General features: G+C 65.7%; 27 protein-coding genes and 4 pseudogenes. 9 read left to right on the top strand and 22 right to left on the bottom strand.

The features are described from left to right. The 13 genes and pseudogenes from ACV7NQ_RS05470 to ACV7NQ_RS05410 form a co-directional block, all read right to left on the bottom strand. Entirely contained in the window at positions 1-606 is a 606-nt protein-coding gene (locus tag ACV7NQ_RS05470; protein WP_463358606.1) for a recombinase family protein, read from the bottom strand. A gap of 389 nt (positions 607-995) precedes the next feature. Further along, positions 996-1151, bottom strand: a complete 156-nt coding sequence (locus tag ACV7NQ_RS05465; RefSeq protein ID WP_463358605.1) for a hypothetical protein — start codon at positions 1149-1151, stop codon at positions 996-998. Positions 1152-1286: 135 nt separating this feature from the next. Further along, complete coding sequence (locus tag ACV7NQ_RS05460; RefSeq protein ID WP_463365551.1) at positions 1287-1847, bottom strand: class I SAM-dependent methyltransferase; 561 nt, start codon at positions 1845-1847, stop codon at positions 1287-1289. A gap of 437 nt (positions 1848-2284) precedes the next feature. Continuing rightward, positions 2285-3110 (bottom strand): annotated as a pseudogene (locus ACV7NQ_RS05455) (transposase); the annotation flags it as partial. Positions 3111-3277: 167 nt separating this feature from the next. Beyond that, entirely contained in the window at positions 3278-3577 is a 300-nt protein-coding gene (locus ACV7NQ_RS05450) for a hypothetical protein (RefSeq protein WP_463358604.1), read from the bottom strand. Between the two features lie 14 nt (positions 3578-3591). After that, the gene (locus tag ACV7NQ_RS05445) at positions 3592-3948 is read right to left on the bottom strand and encodes a hypothetical protein (protein ID WP_463366095.1); all 357 of its coding nucleotides are present in this window, start codon (positions 3946-3948) and stop codon (positions 3592-3594) included. A gap of 183 nt (positions 3949-4131) precedes the next feature. Beyond that, positions 4132-4278: pseudogene (locus tag ACV7NQ_RS05440) on the bottom strand (IS701 family transposase); the annotation flags it as partial. Between the two features lie 211 nt (positions 4279-4489). Further along, complete coding sequence (locus ACV7NQ_RS05435) at positions 4490-5497, bottom strand: sugar phosphate isomerase/epimerase family protein (RefSeq protein ID WP_463358603.1); 1008 nt, start codon at positions 5495-5497, stop codon at positions 4490-4492. Continuing rightward, entirely contained in the window at positions 5494-6657 is a 1164-nt protein-coding gene (locus ACV7NQ_RS05430) for a Gfo/Idh/MocA family protein (RefSeq protein ID WP_463358602.1), read from the bottom strand. Before ACV7NQ_RS05430 ends, ACV7NQ_RS05435 begins: the two co-directional genes overlap by 4 nt. A gap of 22 nt (positions 6658-6679) precedes the next feature. Beyond that, positions 6680-7726 carry a substrate-binding domain-containing protein gene (locus tag ACV7NQ_RS05425; RefSeq protein WP_463358601.1) on the bottom strand — a complete coding sequence of 349 codons (1047 nt, stop codon included), beginning with the start codon at positions 7724-7726 and terminating at the stop codon, positions 6680-6682. A gap of 40 nt (positions 7727-7766) precedes the next feature. Beyond that, positions 7767-8789: an ABC transporter permease gene (locus tag ACV7NQ_RS05420; protein ID WP_463358600.1), complete on the bottom strand. Its 1023-nt coding sequence runs from the start codon at positions 8787-8789 to the stop codon at positions 7767-7769. Next, positions 8786-10288, bottom strand: coding sequence for a sugar ABC transporter ATP-binding protein (locus ACV7NQ_RS05415; RefSeq protein ID WP_463358599.1), 1503 nt, complete (start codon positions 10286-10288; stop codon positions 8786-8788). Before ACV7NQ_RS05415 ends, ACV7NQ_RS05420 begins: the two co-directional genes overlap by 4 nt. A gap of 30 nt (positions 10289-10318) precedes the next feature. After that, the gene (locus tag ACV7NQ_RS05410; RefSeq protein WP_463358598.1) at positions 10319-11509 is read right to left on the bottom strand and encodes an ROK family transcriptional regulator; all 1191 of its coding nucleotides are present in this window, start codon (positions 11507-11509) and stop codon (positions 10319-10321) included. Between the two features lie 356 nt (positions 11510-11865). Here ACV7NQ_RS05410 and ACV7NQ_RS05405 point away from each other — a divergent pair. Further along, positions 11866-12067: pseudogene (locus ACV7NQ_RS05405) on the top strand (transposase); the annotation flags it as partial. 62 nt (positions 12068-12129) lie between these two features. Here ACV7NQ_RS05405 and ACV7NQ_RS05400 read toward each other — a convergent pair. From ACV7NQ_RS05400 to ACV7NQ_RS05390, 3 genes are all read right to left on the bottom strand, one after another. Beyond that, positions 12130-13338 carry a Fic family protein gene (locus ACV7NQ_RS05400; RefSeq protein ID WP_463358597.1) on the bottom strand — a complete coding sequence of 403 codons (1209 nt, stop codon included), beginning with the start codon at positions 13336-13338 and terminating at the stop codon, positions 12130-12132. Between the two features lie 312 nt (positions 13339-13650). Further along, complete coding sequence (locus ACV7NQ_RS05395) at positions 13651-13872, bottom strand: hypothetical protein (protein WP_463358596.1); 222 nt, start codon at positions 13870-13872, stop codon at positions 13651-13653. A gap of 39 nt (positions 13873-13911) precedes the next feature. Then, positions 13912-14142, bottom strand: a complete 231-nt coding sequence (locus ACV7NQ_RS05390) for a hypothetical protein (protein WP_463358595.1) — start codon at positions 14140-14142, stop codon at positions 13912-13914. A 461-nt stretch (positions 14143-14603) separates the two neighbouring features. Here ACV7NQ_RS05390 and ACV7NQ_RS05385 point away from each other — a divergent pair, with 461 nt between their 5' ends. The 4 genes from ACV7NQ_RS05385 to ACV7NQ_RS05370 are packed head-to-tail and all read left to right on the top strand — an operon-like array spanning position 14604 to position 17863. After that, positions 14604-14957, top strand: coding sequence for an acyl-CoA carboxylase biotin carboxyl carrier protein subunit (locus ACV7NQ_RS05385; protein WP_463358594.1), 354 nt, complete (start codon positions 14604-14606; stop codon positions 14955-14957). Positions 14958-14960: 3 nt separating this feature from the next. Further along, positions 14961-15176, top strand: coding sequence for a ferredoxin (locus tag ACV7NQ_RS05380; RefSeq protein WP_463358593.1), 216 nt, complete (start codon positions 14961-14963; stop codon positions 15174-15176). Continuing rightward, positions 15173-16576, top strand: coding sequence for an NAD(P)/FAD-dependent oxidoreductase (locus ACV7NQ_RS05375; protein WP_463358592.1), 1404 nt, complete (start codon positions 15173-15175; stop codon positions 16574-16576). The genes ACV7NQ_RS05380 and ACV7NQ_RS05375 overlap by 4 nt, the downstream gene beginning before the upstream one ends. 12 nt (positions 16577-16588) lie before the next feature. Beyond that, positions 16589-17863: a cytochrome P450 gene (locus tag ACV7NQ_RS05370; protein WP_463358591.1), complete on the top strand. Its 1275-nt coding sequence runs from the start codon at positions 16589-16591 to the stop codon at positions 17861-17863. 426 nt (positions 17864-18289) lie between these two features. Here the strand turns inward: ACV7NQ_RS05370 and ACV7NQ_RS05365 are convergent, their stop codons facing one another. Next, entirely contained in the window at positions 18290-18931 is a 642-nt protein-coding gene (locus ACV7NQ_RS05365) for a hypothetical protein (protein ID WP_463358590.1), read from the bottom strand. Between the two features lie 81 nt (positions 18932-19012). Here ACV7NQ_RS05365 and ACV7NQ_RS05360 point away from each other — a divergent pair. After that, a pseudogene (locus ACV7NQ_RS05360) lies at positions 19013-19239 on the top strand (IS110 family transposase); the annotation flags it as partial. A gap of 224 nt (positions 19240-19463) precedes the next feature. Further along, positions 19464-19775 carry a hypothetical protein gene (locus ACV7NQ_RS05355; protein ID WP_463366094.1) on the top strand — a complete coding sequence of 104 codons (312 nt, stop codon included), beginning with the start codon at positions 19464-19466 and terminating at the stop codon, positions 19773-19775. On the opposite strand, the gene ACV7NQ_RS05350 is transcribed toward ACV7NQ_RS05355, so the two are convergent. The 4 genes from ACV7NQ_RS05350 to ACV7NQ_RS05335 all read right to left on the bottom strand — a co-directional run bounded on the left by ACV7NQ_RS05350 (position 19687) and on the right by ACV7NQ_RS05335 (position 22153). Beyond that, positions 19687-19902 carry a nuclear transport factor 2 family protein gene (locus tag ACV7NQ_RS05350; protein WP_463358589.1) on the bottom strand — a complete coding sequence of 72 codons (216 nt, stop codon included), beginning with the start codon at positions 19900-19902 and terminating at the stop codon, positions 19687-19689. The two genes, ACV7NQ_RS05355 and ACV7NQ_RS05350, sit on opposite strands and share 89 nt — an antisense overlap. Positions 19903-20254: 352 nt before the next feature. Beyond that, complete coding sequence (locus tag ACV7NQ_RS05345; RefSeq protein WP_463358588.1) at positions 20255-21235, bottom strand: aldo/keto reductase; 981 nt, start codon at positions 21233-21235, stop codon at positions 20255-20257. Positions 21236-21292: 57 nt separating this feature from the next. Continuing rightward, positions 21293-21781, bottom strand: a complete 489-nt coding sequence (locus tag ACV7NQ_RS05340) for a MerR family transcriptional regulator (RefSeq protein WP_463358587.1) — start codon at positions 21779-21781, stop codon at positions 21293-21295. A gap of 24 nt (positions 21782-21805) precedes the next feature. Further along, positions 21806-22153: a hypothetical protein gene (locus ACV7NQ_RS05335; protein WP_463358586.1), complete on the bottom strand. Its 348-nt coding sequence runs from the start codon at positions 22151-22153 to the stop codon at positions 21806-21808. Between the two features lie 323 nt (positions 22154-22476). Between ACV7NQ_RS05335 and ACV7NQ_RS05330 the strand changes: the two genes are divergently transcribed. Then, the gene (locus ACV7NQ_RS05330) at positions 22477-22689 is read left to right on the top strand and encodes a type II toxin-antitoxin system HicA family toxin (protein WP_463358585.1); all 213 of its coding nucleotides are present in this window, start codon (positions 22477-22479) and stop codon (positions 22687-22689) included. Beyond that, a complete protein-coding gene (locus ACV7NQ_RS05325; RefSeq protein WP_463358584.1) occupies positions 22686-23102 on the top strand; it encodes a hypothetical protein in 417 nt (138 codons plus the stop codon). Before ACV7NQ_RS05330 ends, ACV7NQ_RS05325 begins: the two co-directional genes overlap by 4 nt. A gap of 52 nt (positions 23103-23154) precedes the next feature. Here the strand turns inward: ACV7NQ_RS05325 and ACV7NQ_RS05320 are convergent, their stop codons facing one another. Next, a complete protein-coding gene (locus tag ACV7NQ_RS05320; RefSeq protein WP_463358583.1) occupies positions 23155-23499 on the bottom strand; it encodes a hypothetical protein in 345 nt (114 codons plus the stop codon). Positions 23500-23702 lie beyond the last annotated feature (203 nt).

Raw genomic sequence — 23702 nt, 5'->3', positions numbered from 1 at the left:
TCATTGCCCTGCCCGAGTCGATGAGGACACAGTGGTCTTCTGGCGTTCCAGGACCCGGTAGACCGTCGCCCGGCTGACGGAGAAGAGTTCGGCGAGGTCGGCGATGGTGTGCTCGCCGGACTGGTGCTGCTGCAGCAAGTGGGACTGCTGGCGGACGGACAGCTTGGGCTGCTTGCCTTTCAGCTTGCCCTTGGCCTTCGCGACGGCCATCCCCTCGCGTGTCCTCATCCGCAGCAGGTCGACCTCGAATTCGGCGAAGGTGGCCAGGATGTTGAAGAACATCTTGCCCATCGGGTCGGCCGGATCGTAGATGGTGCCGCCCAACGACAGCTTCACACCGCGTGCGACCAGGGAGTCACCGATCTCGCGGGCGTCGGGCACCGAGCGGGCGAGCCGGTCGAGTTTGGGGACGACCAAGGTGTCGCCGGCGCGGACGGCCGCGAGAGCTTGGTCGAGACCTGGCCGGGCGCGGCGGGTGCCGGTCAGGCCGTGGTCGAGGTAGATCCGGTCTTCGGCGACGCCGAGGCCACACAGGATCTGCCGCTGGGCAGTAAGGTCCTGCTCGTCGGTGGAGCAGCGAGCGTAGCCGATGAGGGTTGCGGTCACACGGGAAGCGTACGGTAGACCTCCCCTCAGCGGACAGATCAGCGGACACCCTAAATGAGACGGCATCTCGTCTGGTCGGCACATCCAGACGAAGGTCCTCCCGCGTGTCCGTTGGAGGTTCGGCTATCGGACGCTGAGGTCACGGTCGCCCGGGGCATTGCCGCTTCGTCCGGGGGACCCCGATGCCCACCGGTGACATCGCATCGGTCTTCATGTACCGGGTGACACGATCCTTAACGGCACGTCGATCGGTGACAACGGTGACCCGCAGCCACTTCAAGGACTGGCACCAGGTGTGCGCGGCGCTGGTGGCGTGGCTGCGCCAGCAAGGCATCGCGGTTCCACCCGACGTACTCGCATACGCCCAGCGCGAATACACGCGGGCGTGGCTACGGGCCGCCGAACAGGCCAAGCCCAAGACGGTCGAGCAGTGCCGGGCCGATTACGCCGCCGCTGTCGAGGGTGTCGACGCCGGCGCGGTCGCCCGGGCCGCGGACACGCTGATCCGATCGCTGCGTCAGCAGAGCAAGAGCCGCGAGGCCCACGCGGCGGACATCATCCGCTGCGCCTATCAGGTCATCGACCGGATGGACCTGATCGATGTCACCGAAGGCTCCAGCGATCTCGAGACCTGTCTGCGAGATTGCAGCGTGATACGAGCTCAGGGCCACTTGAGAGTGTCAGCCATCGCTTTTGGTGGCCACGCCCGTGATCAGCGGTCGAACAATCGGGGGCATTCCCCGCCACGAGGCTTCCTGTACGTCTCCAAGCTCCAGCCCGCAGGTCCGGATCAGCTCGAGGGTGGCACGGTTGCAGTGGCAGCCCTCCGCGAACCGGCGCCACGGGCCGGCGAGGCGATCCTGCCAATAGGCAAGTCGCGGCGACTGGGAACGGACATGCTCGAGGAACAGCAGCTGGCCTCGGGGGCGTAGCACGCGCCCAATCTCCCGCAACACCGGATCGGCTGCGTCGACGGTGCACAACACGAGCGTTGAGACGACCGTGTCCACGGTTTCATCCGCGAATGGCAGCTGTTCCGCTGATGCGTCGAGCACACGCGCCCGAAGTCGACTGCGATGCAGCCTCCGCGCCAACCGCGCACGCATTGCGGCCTCGGGTTCGGTCAGGATCAGCTCGTCGAGGTCGTCAGGGTAGTACCGCAGGTTCAGACCAGTACCGCTGCCTAGCTCGACCGTCCGTCCCCTCGCACGGCCGAGCAAATCCCGTCGACGAACGCCCATGCCCGCCTTCTCGCCCACCCACAGGAGCGGGTCATACAGGGCCGAGAACGCCCGCGCCCACAGGTCCGAGCCCTCTACAGCTACCGCCGGTACGGCGCCACTGTTCACACACTCGACCGTACGCCGCTCGAACGTCTTTCAACACTGAGCCTGTTGGCTGGTTGGCGGCCCAACCGAAGGTGTTGAGAAACGATCGGTTTACCGATACCGCGCCGCCCCCGCCCGGATCCCTGATCGGCCGCCTCCTGCTGACGTCTGAGAAAGGTGTTGTGAGCCAGCCGGTTCAGCCCTCGACCTCCTGCGCGAAACGGAACTCGCGATACGTCTGCTGAGGGATCAGGCGTCGACCGGCTTGGATCTTGGTCAGCAAATCGACAATCTGGTTGGTGTCCTCGTCCGACCGGAATTTGTCAAGCCGAATGAGACCGCTGGGTGTGTTATGCGGCTGAGGTATCGGTCTCCTGGGTGTTGTCGTCGGCGGGTCGGTTGATCCAGACGGTGTGGGGCAGGTCGAGGATCTTCGGCGGTGTTGTGGTGGCGAAGCGGTGCGGGTGTCGGGCGCGGGCCGCGTCGAGCACGGTGCGCCGGTCGGCTGCTTTGCCGGTGGCCAGCCCGTAGTGGACATCGGCGGGTGTGTGTAAGCCGATGCCGGTGTGGCGGTGTTCGTGGTTGTACCACTGGGCGAATGAATCCATGAATTGTCTTGCCTCGGTGAGTGTTCCGAAGCGTTCAGGGAATTCCGGCCCGTATTTCAAGGTTTTGAACAGCGCCTCGGAAAAGGGGTTGTCGTTTGACACCCGCGGCCGGGAATGCGACCGGGTGACCTCGAGGTCTGCGAGCAGCGCTGCGACGGTCTTGGATGTCATCGAGGTGCCGCGGTCGGCGTGCACGACCTGCGGGACGGGCGTGGACACCGAAGATCTCCTTCATCAATTCCGTTGCCAGAACACCGGATTCGTGAGTATGGACATGGACACCGACGATGTAGCGGGAGTAGATGTCGATCATCACGTAGGCATCGAAATATTGGCCTTTGATCGGGCCGGCGAGCTTGGTGATGTCCCACGAATACACCTGCCGGGGCGCGGTGGCGACCAGCTCCGGACACACCTTCGCAGGGTGTCGCGCCAGTCGTCGGCGTTCGCCGACTTGCCGGTTTTCTCGCAGCACCCGATACATCGTGGACACCGAACACAGGTAGACACCCTCATCGAGCAGCTGGGCGTAAATCTGCAGCGGCGCCAGGTCGACGACGGTCGGTGACTCGCAACCGTATTTCGACAACGCAACTGGCGAATCAGCGCGACGAGCAACTGCCTCGACTTCCGTTTCGATTTCTCCTGCGGCCCGGGAAAGAATCGAAGCCAGCTCCCTTGCGGGACTCAGATTCCACTGCAGCACCTCCGGGATCAGCAGCTCTTTCGCCTCGCTCATCGCGGACCTTCTTGCGTGAACCGGGCGGCTCGCATCTGGTCCTGGTTCTCGAAATCGGTCACCGCTTTGTCCAAGATGTCCGCGACGCCGGTAAACCGATCGGCATGGAACTTCAGCAGTCCGTCGAGTGCCTGCAAAGTCTCCTGTGCCCGGGTAAGTGCCAGTGACTCGTCCGCTCCCTTACGGGATTCGTCACGGGCGGGGACGGCCATTGGCGCCTTGCCGTCGACCGTCTCCGCATGTCCGCGCACCTGACTGGCGAGTTCCCGGACTCGCCCTGGGTCAATATTGAACATTCCCTGATCTCAGATCACATATCCGTGGTCGCCGAACGGCCGTGACCGGGACCGCGCTCATCGTGTCGGCTCGCCGGGGCGAACGTCGACGGTTGGTACTCCGATGACAACTCCGTGAAGACCCGCTCGGCTTCGGCTTCGGCCTCGGCATTCGCGTGTGCGACACGATGCCGATCGGCGATAAGCGTGGCCAGCCGATCCGGATCATATTCCTGCGCATAGGACGACAGCCGGAGATCGGTGATCGCCTCGCGGGCGTCGGTCTCGATATAGACGGTGCCGTCGAGGGATTGCGGTCGTCCGCGCACCCGCTCTGTCGCCTCGTTGATCCGCTTGACCCGCGCCGCTAGTTCGTCCGTGTTTTCGATCATCTTGCTCCCCCATGGCTGCTCGTATCCTGCTCCGCGCCAACTTGTAACAGTGTTCGGTGCAGTCGCAGGTGCACGCGACACCGTCCGCATCCCTGGTTCCCGAACGAACCCACAGCCGTGGGCGATCAACCCACAAGGGATCGGTTCTGCGCCCGGTTGAGGTGGATCGATGAGGTCGAGTGGAATGGTGTCGTCACTCACCGCACCCGCCGCCTCCGACAGCTGCCAGGAATTCTTCCGCTCCACCGGCGCCAGCAACCCCGTCACATACGCCCACGCCCACCGCCACGGCTCCGCCTGCCCGAACATCCCCGCGATCCGGGCGAACATATCATCCAAACTTGCACGCCACGACGAAATATCCTGTGGCACAAAATCATCGAGCATAGCAATTCAACCAGACTGCAGCACAACGAAATACAACTGTCGCGCTTCACTGCACAAGATCCACCGCCGGGCCGCTGGGCGCGTTGACCTGCTCCGGCCGCCGCCTGCAGACCGGCGTCATCCTGCCTCGTGGGTGTGCCGGTGATTCTTGTGCTTACCGATGGTCGCCGAATGCTGCGTCGAACGCGGTGGCCGGTGGCGTAATGGCGTTGTAGCCGCGCACGAAGGCCAGCGCTTCGGGCGCGCCCGCGAGCCGGTCCATCCCGGCGTCTTCCCACTCGACCGAGATCGGTCCGTCGTAGCCGATGGCGTTGAGGGCGCGGAAACAGTCCTCCCACGGCACGTCACCGCGGCCGGTAGAGACGAAGTCCCAGCCGCGGCGCAGGTCGGCCCAGGGCAGATGCGAGGACAGGCGGCCGCGGCGGCCGTCGCCGCAGCGGACCTTGGTGTCTTTGCAGTCGACGTGATAGATACGGTCGGCGAAGTCCAGGATGAAGGTAACCGGGTCGAGGTCTTGCCAGATGAAATGGGAAGGGTCCCAGTTCAATCCGAATGCCGGGCGATGGTCGACTGCGGCTAGGGCGCGCGTTGTGGTCCAGTAGTCGTAGGCGATTTCGCTCGGATGGACTTCGTGGGCGAAGCGGACTCCTTCGGTGTCGAACACATCGAGGATCGGATTCCACCGATCCGCGAAATCCTGGTAGCCACGTTCGATGGTCTCCGGCGGCACCGGTGGGAACATCGCGACGGTATGCCAGATACTCGATCCGGTGAATCCGACGACCGTAGAAACGCCGAGTTCGGCTGCCGCCCGGGCGGTATCGGCCATCTCCACCGCGGCGCGGCGGCGCACGCCTTCGGGTTCGCCGTCGCCCCAGATACGGGCCGGAATGATGGCGCGATGCCGCTCGTCGATCGGGTGATCGCAGACTGCCTGGCCGACAAGGTGATTGGACAGCGCGAACACTTGGAGTCCGTGCTGTTGGAGCATCTTGCGTTTAGCGGTCACGTAATTCGGGTCGGCGATTGCCTTATCGACCTCGAAGTGATCGCCCGAACAAGCGATTTCCAGTCCGTCGTAGCCCCAGTCGGCCGCCAGTCGACACACCCGCTCGAAGGGAAGGTCTGCCCACTGGCCGGTGAACAGCGTGATCGGTCTCATGGTTGTGCTCCTGTAGTTGTGGTCCAGCGGCCCGCGTCGGCCGCGCTCGCCTCGACCGCCGCCAGCACCCGCTGCACGGCCAGCCCGTCGGCGAAGGTGGGTTCGGGGTCCTTGCCCGCCGCGATCGCGATGACCAGGTCGGCGACCTCATTGGTGAAGGAGTGGTCGTAGCCGAGCCCGTGACCGGGCGGCCACCAGTGTCCGGCATACGGGTGCTGTGGTTCGGTCACCAGGATGCGCCGGAATCCGGCGGTCGCCGGATCCTCGGTGTGGTCGTGGAACCACAGCTCGTTCATAGCCTCCAGATCGAAGGCCAGGCTGCCGCGAGTTCCGTTGAGCTCGAGACGCAATGCGTTCTTGCGTCCGGCGGCTACCCGGCTGGCCTCGAAGGAGGCCAGCCCCCCGCCGGAGAGCCGCCCGAGGAACAAGGCGGCGTCGTCGACCGTGACGGGTCCATTACCCGGCCCGTCCGGAAGGGGGCGTTCGGTGACGAAGGTGTCCAGCAGTGCCGACACTCCGGTCAGCGCCTCCCCGGTCACGAACCGGGTGGCGTCGATGATGTGCGCGCCGATATCGCCGAGCGCACCGGACCCAGCTCGCCGCCGATCGAGCCGCCAGCTCAGCGGCGTCTCCGGATCGACGAGCCAGTCCTGCAGATACTGCGCGCGCACATGCCTGATCGCGCCGATCCGCCCCTGCGCCACCAGGTTCCGGGCCAGCGCCAGCGCCGGCACGCGACGGTAGGTGAAGCCGACCATCGACCGTATCCCGCGGCAGGCGGCTCGCTCGGCCGCGGTGGCCATGGCTTCGGCCTCGGCCACCGTATTCGCGAGGGGCTTCTCGCACAGCACGTGTTTGCCCGCTTGCAGTGCGGCAATGGCGATTTCGGCGTGGCTGTCACCGGGAGTGCAGATATCGATGAGGTCGACGTCGTCTCGCTCGAGCAGGTGCTTCCAGTCACCCACAGCGTTCGCCCAGCCGAGCCGGGCGGCGGCGGCCGTCGCTCGCTCGGTATCGCGGCCCGCGAGCACCGAGAGAACCGGCTGCCACGGCAGGTGGAAGAACGCGTCCGCACTGCGCCAAGCATGGGAGTGCGCCCGGCCCATAAAGGCATGACCGACCAGGCCGATACCGAGTGCCGGGCGGTTTGTCGAGGTCATCGTGCTCCGTTCGGGTCCGGCGTCAGTAGCCGTTGGCCAGGTACTTGTCCACGTTGTCCTTGGTGACCACTGCGGAGAAAGTCGTAATCTTCGCGGGCACATCGTGTTCGGCGAGATCGCCGAGGGACTTGCGTTGGCCGAGCAGCCGGGCCAGCGCGACCGCCGAAGAGGCCATGGCGGGGCTGTAGAGCACCGTCGCCTGCAATGGTGAGTTCCCGGCCTGGATCTCCTTCATGGCCTGGGCCGAACCACCGCCGCCGACCACGACGAATTCGCCCGCTCGGTTGGCCTGTCGGATCGCGGCGAGCACGCCGATGCCTTGATCGTCGTCGTGGTTCCACATAGCGTCGATCTTCTTCACCGCCTGCAGCATCTGGCTGGCCACCTGCTGCCCGCCCGCCGCGGTGAAGTCCGTGGATTGTCGTGCGGCGATACGGAATCCGGCGGCGCTGAGCGCATCCTGGAAGCCGCGGCTGCGTTCCTGGGTGAGTTGCAGATTGTCGATTCCGGCGACCTCCACGATCACCGGATCGGCGATTTTCGCATCGCGCATCTTGCGGATGATGAAGTTGCCCGCGTTGACGCCCATACCGTAGTTGTCGCCGCCGATCCAGGTGCGGTAGGCCAGCGGCGAGGCGAATATCCGATCCAGGTTGATCACCGGAATACCGGCCGCCATAGCAGTTTTCGCGATTTCGGTGAGGGCGTTGCCGTCGAACGGCAGCACCACGAGGACATCGGCCTTCTGATTGATCAGCGTCTGCACCTGCTCGATCTGGCGGGCGACATCGTTGGTGCCCTCGGTGACATTGAGTGTCACATCGCTGAGCCCCTCGGCTTGGGCCCGGGCATTACGCGTGATCGCCGCGGTCCAGCCGTGATCGGCAGAGGGTGCGGAGAAGCCGACCTTCACCTGCTGCCCAGCGGTCGCGTTATCGCCGGTATTGCCCGCGACCTGGGTGTTGGAGGAGGTGTTGTTGGACGTGCAGGCCGCCACGAGGGCGCCCGAAGTGGCCGCGAGAGCGGTCAGCAGGACACCGCGACGGGGGAGGGAGTGGGTGGTGCTCATCGTATTCCTTTGTGCGTGAAGGGCTGTGCGTGAAGGGCGATCAGGTGAGAGTGGGGACGGCCCGGGTGCGGCCGAAACGCTGGAACAGCAGGACCGCAACGATGATCGCGCCCTTGCCGATCGCCTGGATGGGTTGTTCGAGATTGTTGAGGATGAACAGGTCCTCGATGACGGTGAAGATCAGCACCCCGAGGATCGAGCCGGTGATGGTGCCGAATCCGCCGCTGAGCAGCGTTCCGCCGATGACCACCGCGGCGATGGCGTCGAGTTCGTAGAGTTGGCCGTTGGTGCTGGCGCCGGTGGTGGTCTGGGCGGTGAGCATTATCGCGGCTATCCCGCAGCACAGTCCGGATATGGCGTAGAGCAGCAGCGTGTGGCGGCGGACGTCGATGCCCGCCAGCCTGGCCGCCTCTGGATTGCCGCCCACCGCGAAGCTGCGACGGCCGAAGGTGGTGCGCTCCAATACGATCCAGCCGATTACCACGACCACCAGGAACAGGTAGACCAGCAGCGGGATGCCCAACACCCGGTTCTGGGCCAGGGCGAGCAGATCGGTGGTGACGAGCTGGGATTGGCGCCCCGAGATCTGTTCGGCCAGTCCGCGCGCGGCCACCATCATCGCCAGCGTGACGATGAACGGCACCAGTCTGCCGTAGGCGACGAGCGCCCCGTTCAACAGTCCGCAACCGGCGCCGACCAGCAGCGCGCTGAACGCCATTCCGATCACACCGTAGGACTGGGTCGCGGTGGTGGTGCACCAGACCGAGGCCAGCGCGATGATCGCACCAACCGACAGGTCGATACCGCCGCCGATGATCACGAAGGTCATCCCGACCGTGACCACGCCGATTACCGATGCCAGCGTCAGGATGGTGACGATATTGCCGGTGCCGAGGAAATCGGCGCCCTTGGTCAGCGCACCGACCAGCAGCAATGCCAGCAGTGCGATGATCAGTGTCGTGTGTTTGCGAATCTCGCGGCGAGCCTTGTGATTCACGGCGGTGCCGCCCGTCGCCGGTCGATCACCGGCCGGGGCCGCTGCCGGTGTCTGCACCTCACTCACAAGGCGCTCCCTTCCATGATCATGGTGATGATGTCGTGTTCGGTGAGGTCGGCCGCAGGCGCCGCGTGGATCATCGCGCCGTCGCGCAGTATCAGCACCCGGTCGGACAGCCCGAGTAGTTCCGGCAGATCACTCGAAACCAGCAGCACCGCGACACCCTGATCGGCCAGTCGGCGGATCTGTGCGTACACGTCTGCACGCGCGCCGACATCGACGCCGCGAGTCGGTTCGTCCAGCAACAGCACTGTGCAGTCGTCGAGTAGCCAGCGGGCCAGGATCGCCTTCTGCTGATTGCCGCCGGACAGTTCACGCACCGGGTGCGCGGGATCGGCCGGGCGGATCCCGACGCGGGCGAGCGACGCGCCGGTCTCGGCACGTTCCCGGCGGCGGTCGAACCAGCCGAATCGCGAGTAGCGCGGCAACGAGGCGGCCGAGATGTTGCGGCCCACCGATTCCAGCACAAACAGCGCCTGCGATTTGCGCTCCTCGGGCGCGAGTCCTATTCCGGCGGCCACCGCGGCGGTGGTGTTGCCAGGCCGTATCCGGCGGCCATCGAGCAGCACCTGTCCCGCCGACGGACGCCGCGCACCGTAGATCGTTTCCAGGATTTCCGAACGGCCCGCCCCGACCAGGCCGGCCAGGCCAACGATCTCCCCCGCATACACCGCGAACGACACATCGTGGAACCGGCCGGACAGTCCGAGTCCCGCCACCCGCAGCACCTCCGCGGCCGCTGCTCCGCGCGGGGACCGTGCGACCGAATCCTGGAGGTCGCCGCGCCCGGTCATCAGAGACACCACGTCCTCGGTGCTCGTGGTTCGGGCGGGCAGTCCAGCCGCGACGGTGCGGCCGTCCTTGAGCACAGTGATTCGGTCGCCGATCGTCCGGATCTCATCGAGGCGGTGCGAAATGTACACGACCGCAACACCTTCCGCGCGCAGCTGTTCGATGATGCGGAACAGGTTGGCCACCTCGTCATTGCCGAGCGCCGCCGAGGGTTCGTCCATCACGATCAGGCGTGCGTCGTAGGACAGCGCCCGTGCGATGCTGACGACCTGCTTGGCCGCGGCGGGCAACGTGCCGACGACCGTCTCCGGTCGCAGCTCGGCATGGCCGAGGCGGCCGAGCAGCCGGGTCGTGGCGCGTGCAGCCGGAGTTCGGCGGGTGAATCCGGCGCGGGCCTGCTCGTGGCCGAGGAAGATGTTCTCGGCGATGCTCAGTCCGTCGCACAGATCCAATTCCTGGTAGATCGTGGCGATGCCCAGCCGGGTGGCGGCGGCGGGACCGGATAGGCGCACGGGTTCGCCGAGCCAGCGCAGTTCACCGTCGTCGGGCTGATGCGCGCCGGACAGGACCTTGATCAGCGTGGATTTACCCGCGCCGTTCTGACCGAGCAGGCAGTGCACCTCCCCGGCCCGCACCTCGAGATCGACGTGGTCGAGGGCACGCGCGCCCGGGAATTCTTTGACGATGCCGCGCATTGTCAGCACGGTGTCCATGGCCAGGCCCCCCTTATCCGGCGCCGCAGATCAGGCGACGCTGAAGACGTGATCGCTGATGAGTCGTGCCGCGCCGATCACTCCGCCGAACTCGGCGAGCTCCGACAGTACGATCGGCAGATTGCCGGTGGCCAGCGGCAGCGACCGGCGGTAAACCACGCTGCGGATCTCCGCGAGCAGTGGATGCCCGAATCCGGCGATACCCCCGGCGATCACCACGAGCCCGGGATTGAAGAAGCTGACCAGCCCCGCGAGCACCGTGCCGAGATGGGCGCCCGCCTCGCGAATCATGGCCACCGCCACCGGATCTCCCACCGCAGCGGCATCGGCCAGATCCACTGCGGTCAGCGAGCCCGCGCTCGCCAGACGTTCGGCGAGGAACGCCGATCGCCCAGCGCGGGCCGTGGCCAGCGCCTCCCGGGCCAGGGCCGCACCGCCGGCGTACGCCTCCAGGCAACCGCTGTTGCCGCAGGCACAGACCGGTCCGTTATCGCTGATCCGGATATGGCCGATATCGCCCGCGCTGCCGGAGACGCCGCGATAGATTCCGCCGTCGACCACGATCCCGCAGCCGATCCCGGTGCCGACCTTGACGAGCAGGAAGTCGTCGACCGAATGCGCCGAACCAGCCTGCATTTCGCCGAGCGCCAGGATGTTCACGTCGTTGTCCACCAGCACCGGGCAACCCAGTTCCTGCGCGACCACCTCACGCACCGGGAAGCGGTGCCAGCCCGGCATGATCGGCGGCGTCACCGGCATGCCGTCGCGGAAGCTCACCGGGCCGGGCACGCCGATCCCCGCACCGTGCAGTCGCCCGGTCATCGTATGGTCGTCGCGGAGTTTGCCGAGCAGATCCAGCACCCGCTCGAGCACCGCCGCCGGGCCCTGCCGGATATCGCACGGCTCGGAAAGATGGGCGAGAACACGTAACTCGCCATCGGTCACCGCGACATCAATGGAAGTGGCCCCGATGTCCACCGCGGCGAAGCGCAGGTCCGAGGCCAGCCGGGCGATGGCCGAGCGGCGTCCGCCGCTGGACGCCGCCAGGCCGCCCGCCTCCACCAGGCCGAGCTCGGCCAGGCGATCGAGTTCCACCCCGAGCTTGGACCGGGACAACCCCATCGGGTGGCCCAGTTCCGACCGCGACTGCGGGCCGTGATCGCGCAGCAGCCGCAATAGTCGCACTTGGTGGGCATTTTCGGGTCGGACCGCGATCCGCATCAGGTCCTACTTTCTTCCGGATGACGCGAATTCAACCCGACTTTGTCGCCTTTTGTCTTGACTTTCGAAGAATTGATACTCAGTTTGTTCTGCACCGTGACAAAGTCGGGCTCGGCTTGAACCTGCGCAGTTGCGCAGGCGCGGCGACGAGAGCGCCGAGTTCCTCCGGTGATCCGGAGATCGCAACTCGAACGCAGGGCGGTCCAGTAGACGCACGTGCCGTGGTTGGAGTTCTTCGATCGCTCGTACGCCTAGCACGACAGTTGTATTTCGTTGTGCTGCAGTCTGGTTGAATTGCGATGCTCGATGATGTTGTGCCACAGTGTATTTCGTCATGGCGTGCGAGTTTGGATGATATGTTCGCCCGGATCGCGGGGATGTTCGGGCGGGCGGAGCCGCGGCGGTGGGCGTGGGCGTATGTGACGGGGTTGCTGGCGCCGGTGGAGCGGAAGAATTCCGCTTCAGCTGTCGGAGGCGGCGGGTGCGGTGAGTCCCGATGGGTGTCAGCACCTTCTGAACCGGGCGCGATGGGACGCGGATGAGCTGCGTGATCGGCTGTCGCAGTGGTGGTTCAGCCCAGCAGCGTCGATCGCGCGCCGCTCCAGCTCACCACCAACTCGTCACGTGCCCGGTTTCGGTGGCAGGTGTTCGGTGGTGCGTTTGCCGATGGCGACGCTGAGTGCGTCGTGTTCGGCCAGGATGTCGGTCGCGGCCCATACGCGGTTGCGGCTGCTCTCCGACAGCACCTCGAGGATGCCTGCGTCGGTCAGTCGCCCAAGTGCCCGGTAGGTGCTGGCGTCGGTGGTGCCGGTGATGCGTTGTGCGGTGTCGGCGTTGAAAATCGGGGTGCCGAGCAGCGCCGTGAGTAGTGTCTCGTCCGCCGAGTTCGCACGCGGCCGCGCGGCCGCACGCCAATGCGCGGGCAACTCGGCGAGGGCGCGGGCGGATTCCTGCGCTGCTTCGCTGGAGTGGATCGCGGCCACGGCGACGTACTCGACGAATTCGTCCGTACGCCCGTTTCGGTAGTCGGTCAGTTGTGCGAAGTATCGACCGGTGTCGGCGAGCATCACGGACGCGAGCGGGACCGTTACACGGCGAGTGAGTCCGCGGCGGCGCAGGACGGCGCTGATCAGGGCGCGGCCGATGCGGCCGTTGCCGTCGTCGAACGGGTGGATGGACTCGAACTGGGCGTGCGCGATCGCGGCCTGCGCCAGAATCGGCAGGTCGGTGCGGTTGGCGAAGACCAGTAGGTCGTCCATCAGTTCGGGAACGAGTTCCGGTGGCGGTGGTACGAACAGCGCGTCGATCGGCGTGTAGTCGCTCCCGCCGATCCAGTTCTGCACATCGCGCAGCGATCCCGAATCGCGTGCGGTGTAGTAGTCGGGCGCCATCAGTAGCCGGTGCGCATCGAGCAATGTGTCCAGAGTGATCGGGCCGGAGCCGGCCGCGTCGACCATCGCGATGAGTGCTTCGACCGCCGCCAACTGTGACTGGGCTTCGTCGCTGGCCTTGCCCCCGGCGTATGCCTTGCCGAAAGCTCGCCATCCGGCGTCGATGTGCTCGATCTTCGATGACGCGACGGACTCGCTGCGCAGCAGGAAGTCGGCGAGCGGTGCGAGGTGGTCGCCGCAGCCTGCCTCCAGGTGCGCGACCGCGATCACCGCGTCCTCGTGGGCGCGGGCGACCGTGCCGGTGGTGCTGTAATCGAGGTCGGCGATGCGCGGTGGGATCGACACATCGATGTGCTCGAGGGTGCGGTCGGCCCGTGAACCTTGCCGGTGACGAGGTTTCCAAGCGCGCGTCTCAGTCCGATGCGATGGCCAGCTCATGAAACCTCCTTTGACTCAAAAGTAAGCTAAGACCCCTCCTTAGCTTACTTTTTATAGACTAACCTTAGCTAAGGGCCGTCTTGTTGTACTTTTTTGGCTCGGTGGCGTGCCGAACGTCCAGCCATGCACTGCAGAAATAGTGGGCGTCGGTCGCGAGCTGCTGGCGACACGAGCAGTGCTGCGTGTCGCCCCGTTCGCTCTGGTCGGTATCGGTGATTCGGCAGCGCCCGCAATCGCCGAGTCAGCGGCTCTGAATGCCGCACCTCGACAAGCAGCCCGGTATCAGCCGCAATATGTGGTTGCAAGCGCTCCTCATTCGGTGATCCTGGGCATCGTTCCGCCGAGTTCCGGCAGGCGCCGCAGGCCTGTGGAAACCTCGAACGCCATGTCGCAATAGCCGAGTGCCAGCTCGGCGAGTCGGTGCCAGGCTCGGTGGAGTTGTGGTTGCGATGTGCCCGTCGCGAGTGCGACGCGCGCGAGAACCGAGTACCGGGCGAGCCGGTCGATGACGGTGCCGACAGATTCGGTGTGCATGTACGCGCCGCCGTGCGCGGGTGGCAGTTCGGTCGCGACCTAGCGATCGATGAGGTGGATCGCTCCCGTGCGGTGGTGTTCGAGTTCGATGGCGTTGGCGGCTGTTTCGAGCATCGTGATATGCAGCGCGGCCCCTTCGCAGGCGGCCGGTAGGACCGGATGCGGTGCGACCACGTGACCGGTACATGCTTCGAGCGGTAGGTCCTTCGAGGGCAGAGGTTCTCGCCGGACTCGCTCGTCATCGTCGGAAAGGTTTGCTGCACTGTCCATGTCAGCCTCGAGCGGTCGGTCGAAATCTGCCGAGTGTTCTGTGCGTGCACATCACTTCCCACGGCGGCTCGGTGACGACCAGGTGTGCTGCCTCCAGCGCGGTGAGGCCCACCTATCGGGCCAATTCGGCTGTACCCGTGACCATCTCGGCGACCTGGATAGCGGCCACGGCCTGTTCCAAACGCCGCTCGGGCGATCTGCGTGGAGAGCGGGTACGTCGGCGCCGGGACCGTCGAGTTCCTGGTCGGGTCCGATGGGTCCGCCGGCCCGCTCGTAGACCCCGACCACGGATCGGCCGAGCCGGGGGAGGGAGCCGAGATGGTCGCGATCCTCGTCGGTGGCCGTCCCCACCGGGTGCGTCTTCCTGGGCTGGCGACCTTGGGGGATCGGCCGAGACCATCCGCGGACAGTCCGCCGAGGTGGCATCTGGTCTGCGGGCCAGCAGGGTCGACGGTGACGAGGTGGTGGCGCCGATGCAGGGCACGGTCGTCAAGGTGCTGGTGGAAGTCGGGCAGATCGTTGCCGAAGGAGATCTCGTGGCCGTGGTCGAGGCCATGAAGATGGAGAACCCGGTGCGAGCGCACAAGGCTGGCCTTGTGCTGGATGTCGCCGTGGCGGTGGGTGAGACCCGTGCGGAGGGCAAGCGATCTGCCGTATCGGTCACGACGAAACGGGGCGTGGCTAGCCTCGAATTCCCTGGTGCTCGGGGTAGCGTCATCACGTCTTCGGACTTTCGGGTCGCAGGACCGCTCGCACGCGGCTTTCTGAGGCGGCTGCGCGGAACAGCGCGTGAACGAGGGTTGAGAAGGGGCTGATGTATGCGAATTGTGGTGGACCTGAACCGGTGTCAGGGATATGCGCAGTGCGTTCCGCTGGCGCCGGATGTCCTCAAACTGCTCGGCGAGGAGACGCTGGCTTACGACCCGAACCCCGATGACTCGCAACGCCAGCGGGTGTTACGGGCGGTGGCGTCCTGCCCGGTGCAAGCCATCGCGGTCGAGGTGGACCCCCCAGCGGACCGGACGGCCAAGTGAGCACCGCATCGCTGGTCTCCGATCTGGTGAGCACGTTCAGATCTCAGGGCCGGATCGTCATTGTCGGCGCGTCCCTAGCCGGCCTCCGCGCCGCAGAAGCATTGCGCGACAGGGGGTTCACCGGCCCGCTGACCCTGATCGGCGACGAGGTGCACGAACCGTATGACCGCCCACCGCTGTCGAAACAGGTACTCGAGGGATGGGTGGCCGCCGATCACACCAAGCTCCCGCGGATGCGCGCCATCGACGCGGACTGGCGCCTCGGTGTGGCGGCCACCGGCCTGGACCGCGCCAACCGGGAAGTGCTGCTGGCCAACGGCGACAAGGTCCCCTACGACCGGCTGCTTATCGCGACCGGCACTCGCGCGCGGCAATGGTTCAACCCAGAAGAGGCCGAGCTGGAAGGACTGTACACACTGCGCACCAGCGATGACGCCGCCCGGCTGCAGGCAGCCCTCAAAGCTGGGCCGGGACGGGTGCTCATCGTCGGCGCTGGGTTCATCGGCTCCGAGATGGCCTCGGTCTGTCGCGAACTCGGGCTGCCCGTGACCGTTGCCGAGCGCGCCGACGCGCCGCTGGTCGGCGCGTTGGGCGGGGTCATCGGCGAGATCGCCGCGCAGATGCAACGCGACGCCGGGGTGGACCTGCGCACCGGTGTCGCGGTCGAAGCCCTCGACGCAGACGCCGACGGGCATGTCCGGCGCGCGACGCTCTCCGATGGAACCACGCTCGATGTCGATGTGGTGGTGGCGTCGCTGGGGTCGATCCGCAACATCGAATGGCTCGAGGGCGCTCAACTCGCCACCGGCTTCTGGGGGCTCGCCTGCGACGCGGGTTGCCGCGCCTTCGACATCAACGGCGTGGTGACCGACAACATCTTCGTCGCCGGCGACATCGCCCGCGCCCCACATGTGCTCTACGAGTACGAGTTTCTGTCGCTGGAGCATTGGGACAACGCGGTTTCGGGAGCCGAGGTCGCCGCGAACAACATGATCAATATCGAGACCGGTCGATGCCCGCATCTGCCTTTGCCGTCGTTCTGGTCGGGCCAGTTCGGGGTGAACATCAAGGGCGTCGGGGTGTGTTCCTACGGGGATGAGATCGTCTTCACCCAAGGCTCGGTCCAGGACCGCCGTTTCGCCGCCGCCTACGGCCGCGGGGGCCGCATCGTGGGTGCCGTCACCTTCAACCACGGCAAATGGCTGGAGTATTACGGGGCGATGATCGAGCGCTCAGCGCCGTTCCCGCCACCACCGCCGGGTTACGACGCGACCGAGGACCCGCAGCCGATCCCGGCCCGCTTCCCCGATCCGCGGGTCCCGACCGGGATTCCCGACGTGGTCCTGACCGGCCACGACCCGACGTCACGGGGCGCCGAGTTCCGCCCGAAAAGCCGCTAGAAGGGAGCCCTCGTGACAACACCAGAAACCGCCTGGGCGGAGGCGATGAAGTTCGAGAACCGCGCCGATCCGTATCCTTTCTTCGACCAGCTCCGCGAGACACCCGTGGTACGGGTAGCCGACGACACCTACGTCGTCACCGGATACCGCGAACTTATGGCGCTGGCCCACGACCCCCGGATCAGCTCCGACATCACAAGCAGCCCCCTGCGAGCCCTACCGGCAACCAAGGCTGCGCCGCCGCCCGGCGCGGAAGATCTCGAGGCGTACGGCCGAGAGAAGACCATCATCCTGTCCGACCCGCCCGATCACGATCGGGCGCGCCGCCAGGTGATGCGGCACTTCGCCCCACCGCATTCGCCGGACGTCATTCCAAGGACGGAGCCCGACATCCAACGGCTCTGCAACGAACTGCTCGACAAGATCGAGGCTTCCGGCCGGAAGCGGTTCGATGTGGTCGATGATTACGCCTACCCGGTGCCGGTGGCGGTGATCTGCCAGATCCTGGGCATTCCGCTGAAGGACGAACCGACCTTTCACCGCTGGATTTTCGATTTCATGGCCGGTCTGGACCTGGGCCCGGAGGCAGCCACCGAAGAAGGGCAGGCCCGCGCCGCGAAGCGTAAAAACAGCACGGCTGAACTCAGGCAGTATCTGGCCGACCTGATTCAGGGGTACCTCGAGGAGCCCGGCGAGGGTTTGCTGTCGAAGCTGGTAAATGACGACGGCCCGGACGGACCCATGTCGCCGAAGGAAGCCACATCGAACGCGGTCCTGCTCTTGGTCGCCGGTCACGACTCCACGGTCAACACCATCGCCCACTGCGTGATGACCTTCCTGCGCAACCCCGGAACCCTCGACCTGCTGCGTCATCGGCCGGAGTTGATCCCCAGGGCCATCGAGGAGGTCCAGCGCCTCCAGTCGGCCGTCCAGTTCTTCCCGAGCCGCAGTGCCACCGCCGACATCGAGGTCGGCGGGACGGTCATCCCGAAAGGCTCGGCGGTACACCTGATGTACGGTGCGGCGAACCGCGACCCAGAAAGGTTCGCCAACCCAACCAAGTTCGACCCCGAACGCACAGACAACGAGCACTTCGGCTTCGGCAGCGGCATCCACATCTGCATGGGGGGTCCGCTCGCTCGCCTGGAGGTCAACGTGGCGGTGGAGAATTTCCTCTGCCGGGTCGAGAACCCGCGGCTGGTGGTAGACCCGCCGCCCTACCGTCGCAGCCAGGTCTTCCGCGGCCCGCGACATCTTCTGGTCGACTTCGACCGCATCCTCGACTAACTGCTGCCACCGGCCCACCGACCGACAGTGGACGACGCAGAGCTGGTCCAACTCGTCACCGGACTTCGTAATCTGGTCTGGTCGTGGCGGATTCGAGGTGTACTACGAAACCGAAGGCTTCGAATTGTTCTGCTATCAGGCAGCACCAACGAATGCTCCGGCGTTCTTCCTTCTCGAGGGGCGAATCGACGCCGCGCCCGCTAAACCAAGGTCCCGCTGATCGCCTCGATGCGGAGGTCGTCATCGAATAGAGCGCGGATCTCGGCGTGCCGTTCATGCGTGGTGTTGCTCCCGCAGCCCTGGCTGGGCTTCTGGTCTCCTTCGGGGTTCGTTGATCCAGGCCGTTTTCGGCAGTTTCGGTGGTCTCGGCGGGCGCCGGAATATCCATGGGCACATAGCAGCCGGTACATGGTTGAGTCAAGCGGGTCACGGTTGGGCTCGCTGCCGATGTCCCTGGTGCGCGAAGTACGCCGTCAGCACTACATAGAGCGCGGTCAACGCTGTGAAAACCCATGCCGGTACCAGCGGCGGCGTACCTTCGTACGGCTGTGGATCATTTGGGTAGGTGGTGGACGTCGGCGAGGCGTACCCGACTCGGTCCCATCGGACCGAGAGTGTCTGCCCAACCTTGTTTCCATATGCGATGTCGTAGAGGTCTAACGGGAGTCGGATCCCTTCTGGTGTAGAGAGTGCGTCGTAGTGGACGCATCCGGTCTTGGCCGGAATGCAGCCGGCCTCCACGACAACCACCTGGCGCGGGTAGGTGAACAGGTGAACGTAGAACCTGTCGGCTTGCCCGTACGAGCTCAACATCAGCGCCATTCCGACGACGAACCCGGCGACGAGCCCGATGTGCACCGTCCCTCTGGGCCGCCCCTCGCGGCGCGTGGGCGACGCAGTCGTGTGACCGGCGAGTGTCTCCCAGAGCCAACCCGTCACCAACGGTACCGAGATTGCGATAGCGCCGCCGATGAGCTGCGGGAGCCCCTGCCGCAGACCGATGATCGGGCCGAGCACCGCAGCGCTGGGCACCCACAGCATGAGGACGACGGACCGGCGGGCGCGCATACACCGACAGTCTGCCAGGGCCGTAGGTGTCGGGGCGGGAATGCGGCAGGCGTGGAGGATCCATTGGACGGCCTTGACGTCGAAGAACCCGCCCAGGTCGTGATCGGCATCGAAACCGACCGAGGTTTGTGGGTCGACGCGCTGGTCGCGGCCGGATATCAAGTGTTCGCGATCAACCCGCTCGCCGCGCCCGCTACCGCGATCGCGACCACGTCTCCGGCGCGAAGTCCGACGCCGCAGACGCGAAACTCCTCGCCGATCTGGTACGTACCGACCGCCACAACCACCGCCCCATCGCCGGAGACAGCCCCGCCGCCGCTCGACGCGGCCCCGGCAACCGGCTCCTCATCCGCCCTTGGTAGCCGCCGCTGTCGGAATGAACGCCTGGCGGCCGAACCGTCTTCCGCGATCTGGTGGTGGTTCTGGCGCAAACGGTGTTTGCGCCAGAACCGGGGAAGGGACCACTTCGGAGCTGGTTTTACCACCGAACGGCGTTGGCGACGACAACCCGTTGTGGGAGTCGCTGAACCGGATGCTGGCATTGCTGCCGACTTTCGGGCGCATCTGCCGGGTACGAGACGGGCGCATCGTGTCCTGCCGCCGCTACTACGTGCCCGAGCCGGCGGACCGCGCTGACACCGTGCGGGCGTCGGCGCGCGCCCAGGTGGGCGTGGCCGCCGAGGAGCAGGCGGCGCTGCGCCGGGTGGCGACGCTCGTCGCGCGCGGGGTCTCGCAGGACGAGCTGTTCTCGGCCGTCACATGTAGAGCCCGGGGAACTGGCTCACGCTCCCGACCCCATACGCGACAGCAGCGTCTACCCCGCGAAACGGCGTGCCATCAATGAGGAGCTCAACGTCCTCGTCGAACACCTCGCGCCAGACCTCGAAGTCGCGATCATTGAACGCCCGGTGATAGCGGGCGACTAGCGCTCCTAGATCCCTGCGCACCAGCTGGCCTCTCACCCGCGCCATGTCGAGTACGGCCATAACACGCGCGAGTCTACGCTCCGCCAGTTTGCGGCGGTCGCTCGACGGCGCGCGAGCCAACGTCTACGACTGGGTCACAGCCGACCCCATCGCACGCGCCCGGTTTGCCCGCTTTATTGGCAACCCCGCCTACTCGGCCGATACGCTCCGCATCGACCTGGACAGATTTCTCTTCCTGCTCGGCGGCAACGACGGCGAGCACATGCTCCGCCCAAACCCCCGCCCTGGTGAAGGAACGCGCGGATGCGACGGTCCGTCCCCGGAGGGTTGGTGACCGACGAGCCTGTCGCTCGCGCGGACCGATGCGATGGGCTCGGCATGGCGGATTGTGGACGGGTCAGAAGTAGGTGGGCATGCGCGGGACGTAGGGTTCTTCGAGGGAAGCGATCTCCGCGTCGGTCAACTCGATGTCGAGGGCTGCGACGGCGTCGGCGAGGTGATGAGGTTTGGTCGCGCCGACGATCGGCGCGGAGACGACCGGGTTCTTCAGCACCCATGCCATGCCGATCTGCGCCATCGACACGCCGCGGGTGTCGGCGATCTTGGCCACGGCGTCGACGATGGCCCGGTCGGAGTCCAGGAACAGGGGGCGGCCGTACTGGTCGGTGTCGGGGTTGACCTCGGCGCGGGGGGTCGAGCCCTCGCCCCACGGCCGGGTGGCCTTGCCTCCGGCCAGCGGGCTCCACGGGATTGATCCCACGCCCTGGTCGGCGAGTAGCCCGAACATCTCGCGCTCTTCCTCCCGGTGGATCAGGCTGTACTGGTCTTGCATGGAGACGAACCGGGTCCAGCCGTTCGCATCGGCGGCGTGCTGCATCTTGGCGAAGCGCCACGCCCACATCGAGGAGGCGCCGAGGTAGCGGGCCTTGCCGGCCTTGACCACGTCGTGCAGCGCCTCCATCGTCTCCTCTACCGGGGTCTCCGGGTCGAAGCGGTGGATCTGGTAGAGGTCGATGTAGTCGGTGTCCAAGCGGCGCAGTGAGGCATCGATCTGCTCCATGATGGCCTTACGGGACAGGCCCGCGCCGCCGGGGCCCTGGTGCATTGGCATGAACAGCTTGGTGGCCAGGACGACGTCCTCGCGCTGGGTGTACTTGCGCATCGCCCGGCCGACGGTCTCCTCCGAGGTGCCCAGGGCGTAGATGTTCGCGGTGTCCCAGAATGTCACGCCGAGCTCGACGGCTTGCCGGAAGATCGGCTCGGCCGCGTCGTCGTCGAGCACCCAGGGCATGCGCTTGGCGGGGTCGCCGAAGCTCATGCAGCCCAGCGCGATCCGGCTGACCTTCAATCCCGATGTTCCCAGGCGTGTGTATTGCATGGCCAACTCCTTCTTTTGGTGTGTGCTTGCTGCGTGCGGAAGGTTTTCTCCGGTGGGTCAGTAGTAGCGACCGCCGGTCGGTGCGGGCAGGGCATCATGCTCCTGCTCATAGGGAGACAGCTGGAGATCGGTGATCGCCCCGCGGGCGTCGGTCTCGATATAGACGGTGCCGTCGGCGGATTGCGCGCGTCCGCGCACCCGCTCCGTTGCCTCATTGATCCGTTTGACCCGCGCCGCCAGCTCGTCCGTGTCTTCTATCATCTTGCTCGGATTGCCTGCTCGTATCCATTCCGTGTCAGCACCGCGTTTCGAACGGAAGACGCCGGGCAGATCGCGATCGAGGTAGGGCAGGAACGCACGAACGTCGTCGATGGTGAATCCGATGTCGAGCAGTTCGCGGATGTTGCGCACTTGTTTGACCGCTGTCTCGTCGTAGGTGCGGTATCCGGAGGTGGTGCGCTCGCAGGTGAGCAGTCCCTGTACTTCGTAGAAGCGCAGGGGGCGGGTGGTGGTTCCGGTGCGCGTCGCGAGTTCACCGATCAGCATTGTCGTTCCTTTCCTCGGGATGGTTCAACGCGCGAGCTGCACGACTACCTTCCCGGTGTAGTGTCCCCGCACCAGATCGAGCAGTGCCTGCGGTGCGTTTTCCAGCCCGTCGACGACGGTCTCGGTGTGTACGAGTGAGCCGTCTGCCAGCCACTGCCGCAGTCGTCGGCCGAATTCCGGACGATTGGTGGAGCAAGACGGCCAAACTAGAACGTGATCACGCTGCCAGGGCAGGCCGACGGGACGGTCCCACGACTGGCAAAGAAGCGGTCTACCGACGCTGGCAAACGACATCTTGACCGGGATGGTGGCCTTGATGCCGCGGCGACGCAGGTAGGCACGGTCCGTGGTCGTCGGGTTTGACCTCGACACCGCCGGGGCTCCTCGATCTGCAGATCCCCCTTTTCACCGCACCCGCGGCATGCTGGTGGGCCCGCGCACGCCAATTCGAGTGGTTCCCCTCGAAGCGTGTGAATTCGGTGCAAACGGGATCAGGACGCCGCAGACCCGCAAGGTCGAGACCGAGCAACGCCTGGTTGACGGCGACCGAGAACTCTTGCTGCGCGTCAGTGCTTGGGCGATACCTCGGTATCGGCAGCTGAGGCCGGAGGGGGCCGGTACTGGGATGTCGACACCGCCGCCAAAACCAGCTAGTACACTTGCATAGAATTACGCAAGGGTACTAGCGTATTGTCATGATCGCAGAGCAGCTCAAAGTCCTTAAGGCCCTCGAGGGCGCGGGATGGTCAAAGCTGCGTGACGGTGCTGGCAGCCACGCGATCTATGGATGCCGAACCGGCAAGCATGACGTGAGCGTGCCGGACGGCCACCGGACGGTTTCGCCCGGTGTTGTCGGCACGATCAACAAGGCCGTTGCGTCTTGCGATTGCCAGGAGGAGGAGCGGTGAGTAAGGCAATCACCTACAAAATCCACACAAGCCGCGTCGGGAAGTGGTGGGAAATCACCATTCCCGACGTGTACGGGCAAGATCCGTGCGGACAGGCACGCCACCTCACCGATGTTGGCTACGAGGCACGCACCATCATTGCCGCGAAGCTCGATGTTCCCTTGTCCGCCGTTGAGTCCGAACTGGTCGTAGACGACTTCGGAGACGTACACGACGTGCAGGCCAGGGCGGTGCGCATTGCCGAACTGAAGGCCACCATGGAGCAAGTCTCGGATGAACTCGCGCAGGCGCAGCGGTCGCTTGTGAATGACCTTCGGCGTGAAGACGTTCCGGAGTCCGACGTTGCCGAGATCATCGGTGTGACTCGTCAGCGAGTTGGGCAGCTCGCCACGCAGCGACCGAAGGCGGTCTAGCCGGGACAGTCGGGACGACGTTGGGTGATAGCGCCGAGCGAATTCCGTTGCACTACGCCGTCTTCGACGCACACTTCCCATTGCAGGACGAACTCATCAATGCCCTGCTGTCGATCGGCTCGAACATCCACGCCCGGAGCCGTGCGTAATGCCCTTGTGCGGCGCACCGGCGGCGGCCATCAGCGACACGGCGCCGTAGGCGGCGGTGCGCAGGGTGCTCTTCGGTCAGGGTGATGGTGATGGACATGTCGTGTTGCTTGCCGAGGAGGCTCATGGCTGCGGTCAGGCTCGGCAGCACCTGGTCGGCGAGTTCGGCGACGGACTTGCCTCGCAGGTGGATGTCTTTCGACGAGGACGGTGCCGCGGAAGTTGTCGGCGTTCGCGGGCGGCCCGCCACTCGGGAGCATCGAGCGGTATCACCCGAACGTCAACGGTGTCAGGATGCTCCTCGATCAGCGATTGAATGTGGCCGAAGTTGCGCGACTTGCACTTTCGGCCCCCATGGATGCTGCAACAGCGCCCGCCACACCGTGGTGGTCACCGGGTTCTACCGCACCTGCGTCATCGACGGCGTTATGGACCATTCGCCGGCCGAGTACG

Source organism: Nocardia sp. Tas62D01 (assembly GCF_055232035.1).
This window is presented reverse-complemented; position numbering and strand designations above follow the sequence as displayed.